The following is a 14,760-nucleotide window of genomic DNA, read 5'->3' as shown; positions in this document are numbered from 1 at the left end:
CATCTCCTTTATCATATTTAGATATTAGTTGAATGTAACAAGTAGAAACGAAGACGTTGTCAACGCTCTACTTATTTATATTAGATAATACTCTCAAGGGGTTACCGTTAATTTGACCTTGGCGTTGAGTCTCGCATCATAAGATTGGGCGAAAAGATATGTTCTATATCGGCACGATTTTGTTTATAAATATCTCTTAAAACTAAATTAGCGGCCATTTTCCCCATTTGTTCAACGGGATTGTCAATCGTCGTGAGAGTAGGGTACAAATAACTTGTAAAATGAACATTATCGAAGCCAATAATTGCGAGATCTTTAGGAAGTTCAAAATTATGTTCTCGCGCACATTTCATCACGCCCGACGCCATTTCGTCATTAGCACACACGATGGCAGTAAATTGCTTTTTGTTTTCAAAAAAATGCTTTAAACCATTGTATCCGCCCGTTTCCTTAAAATCGCCAACGTACAGAGATTGCTCATCAAAATGGATATTGTATTCGTTGAGAGCCTTTTTATGCCCTGTCAGACGGTCCGCTGCATCTGGTTTAAACAAGGGCCCTGCTATGTAAGTTATATCGCGGTGCCCTAAGTCTAGTAGGTGCTTGGTTGCTAAATAGCCTCCCATGACATTATCAAGGCTTATGCAGTTTTCTTTCATTTGCTCAACATATCGGCTGATTAAGAAAATAGGGGTTTTTCCTTTATTTAGCTCAACTAAATAATCATCAGTAACAGCCTCAACATGGGCAATAATGGCGTCACAGTTTCGAGAGATCAAAAATTCTAAACCATTTTTTTCTTTGTCTTCTTCACTGTGCCCCGGCGTGATTATGACATGCTTACCTGCCGCTCTTAGTTGGGCTTCAATGGCAGACATCATTTCTCCAAAGAACGGACCGTCGAGCTCTGAGACTAACACGCCAACACTATTTGAACAGTTTGAAGCAAGAGAACGAGCAATAGAGTTAGGCTGATAGCCTAGCTGTTTCATTGCATCAAGCACTTTTTGTTTTGTTTTTTTACTTACATAGTCGTTTTCATTCAACACGCGAGAGACGGTTGAAAGAGAAACACCTGCAAGCTCAGAGACCTGATAAATAGTTGCCATAATGATAATTTAATAAATACCTTTGTAGATTAATTTACAGACTTGCACGTCTAATTGCCAAGTCTTCTGTAATTTTTTCTGTCATCTCAGTGGTTAATGGATATAAGAGCATGAGTGCGGCCGCTAAAAGTGCAAACGCTGCGGGTAACCAGCTCATAAGCAATTTCATACCTTCTAAAGATTGAGCGATTGTTGTTTCATCCATACCGTTATAGCCGTAGCCCGCGAGTACGACTAAAACAAGCGCACCGGCGAATCCACCGCCTGTCTTTTGCACAAATGTACCTGCAGAATAAATAAGGCCAGTAGCACGGCGGTTATTTTTCCACTCAGAATAATCAGCACTATCACCGAGCATCGAGAAAAACAGGGTAGGCATCATGGCTGCAAAGAATTCGGCACTACAACCAAGAGCAAAGATCAGCGGGATGTTGTCACTTGGTAGCCAGAAAAAGGCAATTGTAAACAGGGCGCTTAGAATTAATGAAAGAATAAATAAAGTGCGTTTTCCAAATATTTCAGCCAGCTTCCCCGTTAGTAAAGCCCCAAAGATAGAGACAACTAACAAGGCAATAAAATATTGTCCGGCCATCAGCTCATTACCCACATAATATTTAAAGTAATAGGCAATCACACCGTACTTTATGCCATTAAACATCATGGTTAAAAAGCCCATGCCTAATAATATAAGCCAAGGTTTATTGGTTAATAAGTCCACCATATCCTGCTGAGAGCCACTGAGTTTACTGTGATCTTGAGACAGCAATTTACGAATGACAATTGTCATTAAGCCCATTGTTACTGCAAAGAAAAGGCCTGAATAAAGTTCACGATAATAAAAAAACAACGTAGTTGCTAATAATGGAAGCACTATAAAAGGTAAGCTCTTACTTAAATCTAATAACTCATATTTTAATGAGGTCTGTTTTTTTAAAGCGGGTTGAACGCGCTCTTTCGTACTGGCAAAGGTGATCAGCATGAGTATTGTGAGTAAAGCAGCGAATAAATACATAGTGTATTGATAACCTTGCGCACTGTTTCCTTGGCCAAAGTAAGCAACTAAATCCGGCAAAAAACCCATTACTAATAGTCCACCAGTGAATGCTCCAGCAAAACGGAATCCAGAGAGTTTTGCCCGCTCTAGGTCATCCCCTGTCATGACTCCCATTAAAGCTGAATAAGGGACATTACTTACTGTGTAAGCTAATGTGAGTCCGATATAAGTAAAGTAGGCGTATATTAGTTTTGCGACTGGGCTAATGTTGGGGGTGGTAAAGCACAGTACCATAAATAACGCTAAAAAAGGCGTCGACCACAAAATCCAAGGACGAAATTTTCCTAATCGCGTTTGCGTGCGGTCAGCTATCATTCCCATAATGATATCAGTGACACCATCGGATAAACGTACGACTAGAAAAAGGAGGGCAGCGGCAGACGCTGAAATACCAAATGTGTCAGTATAAAAAACGGCTAAGTAGGCTAATGCGCCACGCCACACTAAGTTGGCGCCCGCATCACCCATTGCGTAGCCTATTTTTTCATGTAAGGGCAGAGTGTTTTTTATCATTATTGGTATCTTTATTATTAGCGGTTTTTAATTAAGTGACTGTATGCGTTGCCACTGTCTTTAATAACACGTTGCTGGGTTACATAGTCGACATAAACAATACCGAAACGTTTTGAGTATCCTTCTGCCCATTCAAAATTATCCATTAAGCTCCATGCAAAATACCCCGAGACAGTAACACCTTGCTCCATTGCGTCGTTCACAGCGTTTAGATGGCTATTATAATAATCAATTCTATCTTGATCATGAACCTCTGAATTAATCATCTTGTCATCCATAGCTGCCCCATTTTCAGTAATAAAAACAGGAGGTAGCTGGTATTTTTCATGCAGCGATACTAATAATTCAGTGAGCGCTTTTGGGTATATCTCCCAGCCAATATCGGTCATTGGTGCTTGGTGAGGCATTTCTTCATAATAATCAGTTTCGCTCGCTTGATAGTGTAATCGCGTGTAAAAATTGACACCCAAAAAATCAAGTGGTTGAACAATTGTTTCCATATCCCCTGGTAATATGTCAGGTTTATGAGCCTCAGGTAACTGCTCTATAATGTCAGGGTACGCTCCGGTCATTACCGGTTTCATGTACCATTGATTTATATAGTCATCAGCAAATGCTGTGGCAGCTAAATCGGCATCACTTTGAGTAACCGGGTAACAAGGGGTGAAGTTAAGTACAATTCCATTGAGCGCGTGTGGGCTATTTTTATTCAGAACCTTCATGGCTAATCCATGGGCAAGTAATAGGTGATGCGCTGCTTTTCGGCCAAATTCACGGCCTTTTATTCCAGGAGCATGAACACCAATTTCATAGCCTAAGTATGAACTACAGAAAGGTTCATTCAATGTCGCATATGAATAAACCTTATTACCAAATGCTTTACTTATTAAATCAACATAGCGTTCAAATTCAAAGGCGGTTTCTCGATTTAACCATCCCCCTTTGTCTTCCAAGTGTTGCGGTAAATCCCAATGGTAAAGCGTCACAAAGGCTTTTATATTACGACGTGCTAACTCATCTAGTATATCGGTATAAAACTTTACACCATCATGATTTAAAGTGCCGTCTAAGGTTATGACTCGTGGCCAAGAAATTGAGAGGCGATAAGCATCCACTCCCAAAGAGTCAATGAGAGCAATATCTTCACGCCATTTTATGACATGTTCACACGCACGTTCACCATTCGAATTATCGGCGATTTTCCCCGGGGTTGCGCAAAAAGTGTCCCAGATGCAGGGGAGGCGCTTATCCGCAGAACCTTCAATTTGAAACGAAGCCGTAGCGACGCCATAGATAAAGTCTTTGCTAAGCATAGGTGAGTTTTTTGGTAACGTGAGCTGAGTCATTTAAAGAAACCTTTGGTGAACAATTGCAAGTTAAATGGTGACTAATTCTTTTCTACTGAAAGCGCTTCCATGTTTTTTCAAAAAAAACACGCAAAATACTGGGTGTTTATGGTAGCGCTTCCATATTTAGGTTAGAGACTAATTTGGTTATGGTCAATAGTTTATTTTAATAACGGGTTTAATACGGTGTTTTTTGCATTTTAAAAAACAATAAAGCAAGTGTTACTGCTTGCTTTATAAAAGAAAAAACGATTAATAATTCCACATCTCTGTTGACACTCGCTGTAATAGTATGACCTTATAAAACGCGTATACTTACCAAACATATTTAACGAGGTATGAGTACTGACACAGCATACAGACTCTATGCGAAATAAGCCTAAATAGTGCATGGCAATCAGTCAATACACTAATTGTTCTGTGAGCAATACTTACTTACAAACTCTTTATGGTTAGGCAATTGCGCAAGGCGATGTGCTATTTGCTGTTTAATACCGTGTAAAAACTGCATTAATTCTTGTTCACTCATTAAGCTGGCTACATGATGATATTGCTGTGGCTTTATTCCTTGACCAAGCATTACCTGCACCCATGAATCAACGCGAAATATGTCACCGTCATCTAAAAAAACGCGCCCTGTTTGTTTAAATAATGCAATTTTATGGCTGAGTGTTTGAGTGATCTCCATTGTTTTGCAATGACGCCAAAATTCACTATCGTCTCGGTCGGTTACACTGTAGTGCAGCACGATAAAATCACGAATGCTCTCGAGTTCAGATTTTAATTGTTTGTTGTATTCATCAATTGCATGTTGGCTGATATGGGTGAACGGGAATAATCGTATAAAGCGGATTATACCGGTCATAATAAGGTGAATACTGGTTGACTCGAGAGGCTCTAAAAAGCCACTTGCGAGACCCAGAGCGAGGCAGTTTTTATTCCAGCCTTTTAGACGACGCCCCGTTTTAAATTTTATGACTTTTGGTTCTGTTAAAATCTCGCCACTAATATTGTTGAGTAATAGGTGTGTGGCATCCGCGTCAGTCAAATAGCGACTGCAATACACTAAGCCATTACCTGTACGGTTTTGTAATGGTATTTGCCACTGCCAGCCCGATTGGTGTGCGATTGAGCGTGTATAAGGGAGAATTTCATCTGAGCCTGTTGTTTGTACAGCGACAGCGCTATCACACGGTAATAAGTGTGACCAGTCTTCAAAGCCTGTATGCAAGGCTTGCTCTATAAGTAACCCTTTAAAGCCAGTGCAATCAATAAAAAAATCCCCCGAAACGGTGGTGCCATTTTTTAAAGTGACACTTTCAATGAAGCCATTCGTTGCAGATTTGTTGATGTGCTCTATCTTTCCTTCTATGCGTTTTACGCTGTGTTGTTCAGCAAAATCTCGTAAAAATAAGGCATAGCGATTGGCATCCAAATGAAAGGCATAGTTGATTGGGTTTTGCTTGTTGAAGCCAAATTTTCCGTGTTTTGCAGCCTGCAATTCGTAACAATAGTCGCCAAAATCATCTTTAACACCTTGATTTTGAGCATGTAACCAAAAGTGATGGAATTCGCCAGCCCAGCACTCTTTGCCTGTCATGCCAAACGAGTGAATATAGTCACTGTTTGGTTTGTGCCAATTCTCAAAACTGATCCCGAGTTTAAAAGTCGCCTGTGTTTGGGTCATGAAGCGCTGTTCATCTATACCCAGTAACTTATGAAAGGTACGAATAGGGGGGATTGTTGCCTCGCCGACACCGACAGTCCCAATTTCATCAGATTCAATTAAAGTGATGGTTATTTCATTGCCTAATAATTTAGCTAACGCAGCTGCGGCCATCCAACCGGCGGTACCGCCCCCAGCAATAACGACATGTTTGGTAAAGTGATTTGTCATTCTTAACCCTTACTTAGCTAATAGTTGTTGGAGTAATAAGCGGTTGCTAGGTAAATTTTTTAAGTAGTGCCCAATCCGCTCTCGATTTAGCTTACACAGTTGCTGCGCAAATTCTTGCTGTTTTGTGCTCATATGAGCGGGTAAACGGGTGTGAAAACCCATGCCATAAAGCACATATTGATAACTAGCCGAAGGGAATACTTCTTCATTTTCAATTAAGTCAAACCGACTTGGCGGTTGATAACACCATAATTCGAGTAATTTCTGTAACGCGGTTGGAATTGTATTCGTTTGGCGGTTATCGAGCCAGTATGGGCTATCATTGCGTTTGCTAAGCACATAATGGAGTTTTAAGAACTCGATGACTTTTTGCCAGCGGTAGTTAAAGCGCTCATTAAAACGTGCGCTTAATAAAGTCATATGTTGGCGGTTTGACGGCATTTGCTCGCTTAGCATACTAATACTTAGCTCCACCATCGCTAAAGCTGACGCTTCCAAGGGCTCAATAAAGCCTTGTGACATACCAACAGCGACACAGTTTTTATGCCAAAACTCTTTTCTGTATCCTGGTGTAAAGCGCAGTGTTCGAGTATCAAGTTGCTCCGCTAGTTTGGAGCCAATAGATTGCTCTGCATAGTGTTTTAAGGTCTTTATTGCCGTTGCTTCGTCACAATATTTATCACTGAATGTGTACCCTATGCCCCGTCGAGTAGGTAATCCAATATCCCATATCCAGCCTGCTTGTTGCGCAGTGGATAACGTTGCTGACGCGATATTATCGTGTGGATCCTGATAGGGAAGGTGGGTCGTGACGGCGCAATTATTGAATAAAATGTGATTCTGATTTAAGTACTCTATTTGGTAGTGCTTTGCAATTAATAAGCCTGCACTACCTGAGCAATCAATAAATAAATCCCCAGAAATAGCTGCGTTACTGAGCGTATTTACGCTTTGAATATAGCCATGACTATCATTATTTGCATTCAGTACATCATCAACAATGTGTTTTACATTAAGCTTGTTAACACAATGATGCGCTAAAAAGTGAGCAAACTTATGTGCATCAAGGTGGTATCCATAATTTGTAACAGCTGCATAATCAGGTGTTTGGGCTTGCTTTGGGGCGAGAGCGGCCTGACAAACAAAGCTTTGCATGTTTACAGTGTCAGCGTATTTATGCTCTGGGGATAGGTATTGCCATGCCGCATGAATATCACATTCGGTATAGCCTTGAGGCACCATAAAAGGGTGATAGTAATTATCGCCTTCTAATTCTGTTTGCCAGTTAATAAATTTAGAACCTTGTTTAAATGAGGCGTCGCAATGACGTAAAAAGTCAGTTTCTTTAATACCGATGCGTTGCAGTGTGTTTCGCATCGACGGCCATGTGCCTTCTCCAACCCCAGAGATCCCAATATTAACTGACTCGATTAACGTTATGTTTTTATCAGGGTGTTCGCTTGCCAGTAATCCCGCTGTTAACCAACCTGCGGCGCCACCACCCACGATGACTATGTTATTTATGTGTGTATTCATAGCATTACTTTAAATAATAAAAGCCGCTCCAAACAAGGAACGGCTTGCGGGCATAAAAAGGGTTCAGCTAAATATGCCTCTGACAACAAAGCTAATTCTCATTACCATGAGCAATAATTAACCAGCGGTCCACACTGAAACACGTACGGTGTTTGTGCATCAAGAGACTGGCTAAAAATGCATCACGATAAGAGATAGTATCTAGAAGTTATAGCGCATACCGACATTATAACGCGCGCCATTTTGTTCTAAATTCCATAACTGTGCTTTGTAGCGACCATGCTGGCGGCTATTTTGTTCTGTGATGTTAATCCCTTCTATAAAGAAAGACATTTTTTCACTGTAGTTATATGCCACATTAAAATCGACTTGATAATATTCTTCTGTGAATGCTGGTTCGTTAACATATCGTGCAGCACTGTTTAAGAACTTATCCCTCCAGTTATAGGCAATACGCGCTTGGAATTTATCATTTTCGTACATGGCTATGATATTTGCTGTATCACTTAAACCGACTAATGCAAATTGTGTTGTTGTGGGATCTGCTGCAACGTTAAAATCAATATCGCCATTTACAATGGTGTAGTTGGCTTGAACACCAAACCCAGAGTCACCGAAGAAGTGCTGAATCGCTAATTCATACCCGTCTATTTTGGCGTCTTTATTGTTGGTTGGCACTTGAGCTGTAAATTCCATTAACGGATCGTCACCATTAGGCAATATATCATATGCGGCTTCGAATTCTTCGTAGCTCATTGAGTCAAATTCAACCCCATTTTCCATTGCAGCCACCATTTGGAATAGGTTTGAATCTGTTATTGCAAGTCCTCTGGCTTGTAATTCAGCAATGGCCGCTTGTGCACGAGGGCCAGCTGAGACATCACGTAAGTCATAGTAGTTTTGTGTCATGGGTGTTAAACCAATAAAGTTGTCGACTTTTTTATTGTAATAACCAACAGATACATAACTGACATCACTGTAATACCATTCAACAGACACATCAAAATTGTCAGACTCAAGCGGGACTAACCCCGGGTTACCTGTTGATGCTGGTGCATTCGTTGTTCCCGGAATAAGTTTTGGACCTGTAGGTACGCCGACAGTCGCTGCAGAACTTAAATTATCATAAGTAGGGCGGGCGATCGTGGTGCTGTATGATGCTCTCACTTTTACATCATCAACCACGTTTATATCGAAATCGATACTCGGTAAAAAATGGTTGTAGTCAGAACTGAGAGAGTAATCTTGTTTATCTGTACCATAACGCACATTGAAGTCATTATTGCCTTCCCATGCAACAGCATTAGGTAAATCAATATTAGCAGTTGATGTGACATCTGTGGTTTCGTAACGCGCACCCACTAATAGGTTGAATGGCATATCACCTATTTCACCTTGATGTTTATATTGTACAAAGGCTGCTTTAATTTCTTCTTTTATTGTTCGGTTGGTTGCGAATGCACCGTCAGCAGCAAAGTTAAAACCGTACTGCTGTGCAGCCCAATAACCAATTTCAGATGCGCTGCCAGTAAACCCTTGATCAAATGATCCTGAGGTATCGTAGTCATCAAATTCATTTAAAAAATTAGTCGGGTTTAAATAACCATCAGGAAGTTCCCCTGGGTTTTCGATACCCCAGTTACCCATTGTATTTCGAGTAAGAGATTGTAATGAATGACTTTCCATTGAACGAGACTCAATGCCGAAGTCAATCACGCCCGTTTCTATTTCATATTTACCGAGTAATCGGAATTCATCGACCGTTGATTCTTGACGAGCAAAGTTACTATCAAGAATAGAAGTACCTACATCGCTTTGTTCCAAAGCCCCACTGCAGTTAAGGTTAGTGCGCGAGCAATCATCAAAATTGATAACCATCGAAGGAAGATCTCGGCTAAAGTCAACTTGCTGGCCTGCAACTATATTGGCACCTAATCCCGCATTTACCCAGCTGCCGTAGGGGGCATCGGGTTCACTTGTTGCTTTTGAGCTATGTGCGTCAAAAACAAAGCTGAGTTGATCATTAAAAAAGTACTCAAGGTTTAGGCCGATAGAGTCATTTTTATTTACTTGATTTAACTCTTGTAGAGCCAAACCTATATCTCGAGTTGATAAATCACGACGCTCTTCTTGGTAATAAATAGGCGTTTTTACGGCATTATCGTCAAATATTAGGTGGGTTTTATAGTTATCCATCCATATTGACTGCTCTGCGCGTGCTTCATATAAGTCTTGTTGCGAATAGGTATAATCAAGTGTTGCTGTTAATGATTCGACGGGACTATATTGTAAAGTTAATTGAGTGTTCGTACGTGTTCTTTCGCGGTCCGCAATTGTATAGCGAAGATCAGATGGCATTGAATAATACTGGCCCATAGCAGGGGCGTTCTCAACAATAATGTCATCAGCTGCTTGTGGAATTGTTCCATCGTATGCTGTTGTGCGCCATTCGTTGACAAATGCACCCGTTGCAGAGCTATCACGTTTTTGCATACTCGCGGTGAGTGATACGCCAAATTTGGCATCGGCATCAGTCCAACTAAAAATACCTGATATCTCTGGAGTGATATCATCAGCAACACGATTTGTTGTATCGTGCATTGCTTTTACACCCACGTTTGCAATTAAACCAGGGTTATCTAATGGGCGAGTTGTATTAATGTTGATTGCTGCACCAATTCCACCTGAAGCAATGCTTGCTTTACCTGTTTTATAAACTTCGACTGATTTAACACTTTCAGAGGCTAAGTTTGCAAAGTCATAAGCTCTTGAGTTAGGTGTTCCTCCTCCCGCTGGTAAGGAAGCTGCTGGCATAGTACGGCCATTGAGGGTAACCATATTATAATCAGGACCAAAACCACGCACAGTAACCTTCGAGCCTTCACCATTACTTCTATCAATTGATACACCCGTAATGCGTTGTAATGATTCTGCTAGATTCGTGTCTGGGAATTTACCAATATCTTCAGACGATATTGCATCCACAACACCGGAAGAGTAGCGTTTTAGTTGCGTTGATTCTTTTATACTACCTTTAAAACCAGTAACTTGAATAACTTCAATGTCGCTGTTGTGTTCAGTTTGTTCTGCGAAGGCCGGTAAACAGGTACTTGCACCTAAGAGCAAAGATAAGCTAGTTGCTAACTTTGTTCTTTTAAAGTTATGGCTTGACATTAGGTTTCCCTCGTTCTTTATCATTGTTATTCACGCAGCAAGTGCATGCTATTGTTGTCTAAATATGCCTTTTCATAAATATGGAAGCGCTACCATAAATAACGAAAAAGAAAACGCTTCTGAAAGCGCTTCCAGAAAAGGGTAGTGCTAATTTTCGTTTACGTCAACAGTTGATTTAAAAAATTGATTAAAAAATAACACAAGCCATTTACCGTTATTTATTAATTCGTTTTCATTATTACCGTTTATTTCATGTAGTAATTAAATGATAAATAAGTGCGGTAACTAACAGAGTCATTGCGATTTTTTATTATTCTACGACTCGCTTAAAGCTTGCAGTATCTGGCGTGGGCTAGGAGCAGTGAGCGTGATATAACCAACAGTGCTAGGGAAGATATAATTAAGAGAGGGTGTGCTTTAAGCAACTGGGCTAATTATTTTTATGTAAAATTTTTGGAGAGAATTGGTACGACCGAGTGGATTCGAACCACCGACCCCTACCATGTCAAGGTAGTGCTCTAACCAACTGAGCTACGGTCGTACAATAAAGAAATATCAAATAAATCGTGGTACAACCGAGTGGATTCGAACCACCGACCCCTACCATGTCAAGGTAGTGCTCTAACCAACTGAGCTACGGTTGTATTTTGATTTAAGCGGTTGTTTAATTGGCTAAACAACGGTGGCTAATATATAGCGACTGGTTTCTTGAATCAAGCTGCTTTAGCTATTTTTGTGTTAAGTGCTGTTTTTTTATTCATAATGGACTAATTTCACACTGCTTATAAAAGTTTTGCCACCAAGTAACGTGTTGTTTTGCTGAAAATTTAAGCTCTGTAAGAATGTTGCCTTCATGGCTGCTATCAACATAATGACCTAACGTTGGGTCTTGCCATATTTTTTCGTACAAAGGTAGCAGTGACTCGAGTTTACCTGTTAAGAATGATTGATAAGGTTGTAACTGCTCTAAATAAAACTTTTTAAAAATATTACTGAGCTTTTGTGCTTTCTGTTTATTTTTGTTAGCAGGGCAGAGTGCGTCTATTTCATATTGCTGCAATAACGTTGTGAGTTGCTCATTATAATGAATTTGTGTTCTTACGGCAGACACTAATAAGGTGTTGTATTTAAACTTATTTAATACTTCTAACGCGTTTATAAGCGACGCTGTATCAATTTCACTAATGTCACCGGTTTTAATTTGTTCGTTTAACATCGCGAACATGCTCATAGCGTGCTCGGTTTCTGTGAAGCCTGCCGTGTGTTCATCTAAGTTAGATGACGTAAGTTGCCAAATAACTTTAAATTCTCTTTCGTTAGTTATCATTGCTTCAAAATACTGCGGGAGCGTTTGTTGTTTTTGCTCAGAAGCTTGGGCAATTTTTGTATACAGCGGATTGTCAGGCGATAGGGTATCTAAGCACTTTTCAGCGGCTTGAATAAATTCAATTTGATAGCTAAGCACACCCGCAGCAGTGGCTGTTTTACCTAATTGATTATTATGCTCTGCAATTAACGTAGCGAGTTCACATTGACGTAACTGCGCAAGTTCTAACATGCCAATGGTGTGAGCGCTGCCTGAAACGATATCAAAATGAACGGGCTCAATACGCGCGGGTTTAGTGAGTTCAAATTCTTTAAATGCAAGAACATTATTGAGCCTTTCGGCATATGTTTTGTTTATATCACTGGCTGAGGGTGAGCAACCAAATAGCACAAGGCTCACAGCACACACTGTGAGCTTAAATAAAGACTTAGTTTTGCTGAAAAGGTGCATAGTTAAATCGCCTATGAACTGTGTACATCAACATGATGGCCGCAGCACTGAGGCCAACGATAATACCTATCCAAAACCCATGAGGCCCCATCGCTGGCACAATTAAATCTGTACGAGCAAGTACGAATCCAAGTGCAAAACCGATCAACCAATACGACACGAAGGTAATATAACCAATTGGGGCGGTATACTTTAAACCACGTAAAATTCCATTGGCAGAAACTTGTAATGCATCAGGTAATTGGTAAATACAGGCAAGTACCATGATTGATGAGGCAAGCGCTAAAACCTCAGGATTATCTGAGTACAGTTGGCTAATAATATCTCGCGCAAAGAAAGTCACACTCGCCAATAAAAAGGCAATAATAGCGGCTAAAATATAGCTTGTACTCACCGCACTTCTTAATTGTTTGAAATGCTGTTGTCCAAACAAATTACCAATACGAATACTAATAGCTATAGATAAACTCAACGGCATCATGAAAAGTAAAGTGGTTACACTTGCCGCTATTTGATGGCCTGCGACAGCAACAGCACCTAAATGTGCAATAAACAGCGGAATACAAGCAAACAGTGTCACTTCGAAAAATGTGGCCAATGAAATAGGAATGCCGACTTTAGTGATTGTCCACATAGTGGCAGGCTGTGGTAACGAGAAATTCGCTAATAACGCCTTTGCATTAATTTTTTTATCAAAATGGCAGTATATCATTTGTGTGATAGCCATCGCCGTAAAAACTAACGCCGTTGCAATACCACAGCCTGCACCGCCATACGCATTAAAACCTAAATGACCGTGTATAAACACGTAGTTAGCTGGAATATTAACGGCTAAGCCGATTAAGCTTATGTAAAAAGCAGGTTTGGTCATGCCCATACCCTCAGTGATATTGCGATAAACACTAAAGAGTAAAAAGCCAAAAATGCCCCATTTTACAAAATGTATATACTGTTCAGCGAGCGTTGTAATCGCCGCTGTTGTATTTAAATGAGAGAGAATACTGTCTGCTAAAGTAGCAAGCCCTAAGCCAATGACACTAAGCACCAGCGCTAAATATAGGCCTTGTTGAAAATAATGGCTTATGCCGTGTTTGTCATTTGAGCCCGAAAACTGCGCAATAATTCCCGTCAGTGCAAGCAGGATACCTTGAAGCGCTAACATTAAGGGGTTCCAAATACCTGTTGCAATTGATAATGCAGCCAGATCCGTTGCACTCACTTGTCCTGCCATTACGGTATCAACAACCGTCATTAATATCAGGGTCACTTGCGCCAAAAATACAGGGATGGCTAAAGAAATTAACCGTTTGGCTTCCCAACTACAAAAAGACATAAAATACACAACTAAAAAAACAGGTTGTCATTGTAATCTATTCAAAGATCAATAAAAATCGCAGATATGTATTTTGCGAATAAAAGAAGACGCCAAGATGTTTACTGGAATTATACAAACTCAAGCCATTGTCGAACACACAAAGCACGAGGGTGGAGTACTAAGGTTAACCTTAAAAGTCGCTAATGAGTATGCGCAAAAACTGAGTGTGGGTGCCAGCATTGCAATTAATGGCTGTTGTTTGACTGTTGTCGAATTTAAAGCACTTCAGGACAGTGATTTTACACTTATTTATTTTGATGTGATTGATGAGACATTAAAGTTGACTAACCTTGGTCAATTACAAAACGGACATTGGGCCAACTTTGAGCGCTCCGTAACGGTAGGCACTGAGCTTGGGGGGCATATTGTATCGGGCCATATTCACTGTATGGCAAACATAACGTCTATTATACATGAACAAAATAACTGCAAAATGCATCTTACAATCGATCCAAAGTGGCAAAAATATGTATTGTACAAAGGGTTTGTCAGCGTAAATGGTGCAAGTTTAACTGTGGGTGAGGTTGATGAGCGTGGTTTTTGGTTACACCTCATACCTGAAACTCTCGCGATTACTAATTTAGATAAACAACGCGAAGGCAATCTACTCAATATTGAGGTTGACCAACAAACTTACACAATTATATACACGGTTGAAAACTATTTGGCACGACAAGCAAATTAAAAAATTTGCTCGTCGTCACTGTCAACATGTAATTCTAATTTGTTGTGTGCGTAGTCAATGTGCATGTTTAAATGAATAGGGTTACAGCATGCGCTACATTCTTCGTAATAATCTTGGTCGCCTTCGCTGGCATCTAATGCCACGAATATATGATGTCCACAATGAGGGCAGGATATACGTTGAGAAAAGTTATCTTTCATCAGCTTTTACCTTAATCAGGCATGCCTGAATTCGTTAAATTGCAATCTTATAAAATCGTAATCTAATGGTGATGAACGCAAATTTAATAAGATT

At 40.2% G+C, this 14,760-nt stretch carries 10 protein-coding genes and 2 tRNA genes; 1 reads left to right on the top strand and 11 read right to left on the bottom strand.

Annotated features, from left to right (window positions below):
* Window positions 1–107: 107 nt before the first annotated feature.
* The 10 genes from JIG41_RS09360 to JIG41_RS09315 all read right to left on the bottom strand — a co-directional run bounded on the left by JIG41_RS09360 (window position 108) and on the right by JIG41_RS09315 (window position 13,739).
* Window positions 108–1,109, bottom strand: coding sequence for a LacI family DNA-binding transcriptional regulator (locus JIG41_RS09360; protein ID WP_036968046.1), 1,002 nt, complete (start codon window positions 1,107–1,109; stop codon window positions 108–110).
* A gap of 34 nt (window positions 1,110–1,143) precedes the next feature.
* Window positions 1,144–2,676 (bottom strand): MFS transporter, encoded by a 1,533-nt coding sequence (locus JIG41_RS09355; RefSeq protein ID WP_036968049.1) that lies wholly within the window; start codon window positions 2,674–2,676, stop codon window positions 1,144–1,146.
* 17 nt (window positions 2,677–2,693) lie between these two features.
* Window positions 2,694–4,022 carry a GH1 family beta-glucosidase gene (locus tag JIG41_RS09350; protein ID WP_199524608.1) on the bottom strand — a complete coding sequence of 443 codons (1,329 nt, stop codon included), beginning with the start codon at window positions 4,020–4,022 and terminating at the stop codon, window positions 2,694–2,696.
* Window positions 4,023–4,431: 409 nt separating this feature from the next.
* Window positions 4,432–5,919, bottom strand: coding sequence for a tryptophan halogenase family protein (locus JIG41_RS09345; protein ID WP_199524607.1), 1,488 nt, complete (start codon window positions 5,917–5,919; stop codon window positions 4,432–4,434).
* A gap of 9 nt (window positions 5,920–5,928) precedes the next feature.
* The gene (locus JIG41_RS09340) at window positions 5,929–7,455 is read right to left on the bottom strand and encodes a tryptophan halogenase family protein (protein WP_075593518.1); all 1,527 of its coding nucleotides are present in this window, start codon (window positions 7,453–7,455) and stop codon (window positions 5,929–5,931) included.
* Between the two features lie 201 nt (window positions 7,456–7,656).
* Entirely contained in the window at window positions 7,657–10,629 is a 2,973-nt protein-coding gene (locus JIG41_RS09335; protein ID WP_065978466.1) for a TonB-dependent receptor, read from the bottom strand.
* A gap of 464 nt (window positions 10,630–11,093) precedes the next feature.
* Window positions 11,094–11,170 (bottom strand) — tRNA-Val (locus JIG41_RS09330).
* 26 nt (window positions 11,171–11,196) lie between these two features.
* Window positions 11,197–11,273: transfer RNA gene (locus tag JIG41_RS09325), tRNA-Val, on the bottom strand.
* 113 nt (window positions 11,274–11,386) lie between these two features.
* On the bottom strand, window positions 11,387–12,406 hold the full coding sequence (locus JIG41_RS09320; protein ID WP_036968063.1) for a DUF3080 family protein: 1,020 nt from the start codon (window positions 12,404–12,406) through the stop codon (window positions 11,387–11,389).
* Entirely contained in the window at window positions 12,384–13,739 is a 1,356-nt protein-coding gene (locus JIG41_RS09315) for an MATE family efflux transporter (protein ID WP_036968066.1), read from the bottom strand. The genes JIG41_RS09320 and JIG41_RS09315 overlap by 23 nt, the downstream gene beginning before the upstream one ends.
* Window positions 13,740–13,836: 97 nt before the next feature.
* Here JIG41_RS09315 and JIG41_RS09310 point away from each other — a divergent pair, with 97 nt between their 5' ends.
* A complete protein-coding gene (locus JIG41_RS09310; protein WP_199524606.1) occupies window positions 13,837–14,466 on the top strand; it encodes a riboflavin synthase subunit alpha in 630 nt (209 codons plus the stop codon).
* Here the strand turns inward: JIG41_RS09310 and JIG41_RS09305 are convergent.
* The gene (locus tag JIG41_RS09305) at window positions 14,463–14,666 is read right to left on the bottom strand and encodes a CPXCG motif-containing cysteine-rich protein (protein ID WP_036968072.1); all 204 of its coding nucleotides are present in this window, start codon (window positions 14,664–14,666) and stop codon (window positions 14,463–14,465) included. The genes JIG41_RS09310 and JIG41_RS09305 overlap by 4 nt on opposite strands.
* Between the last annotated feature and the right edge of the window lie 94 nt (window positions 14,667–14,760).

The organism is Pseudoalteromonas sp. bablab_jr011 (assembly GCF_016464045.1).
GTDB lineage: Bacteria > Pseudomonadota > Gammaproteobacteria > Enterobacterales > Alteromonadaceae > Pseudoalteromonas > Pseudoalteromonas lipolytica.
This window is presented reverse-complemented; position numbering and strand designations above follow the sequence as displayed.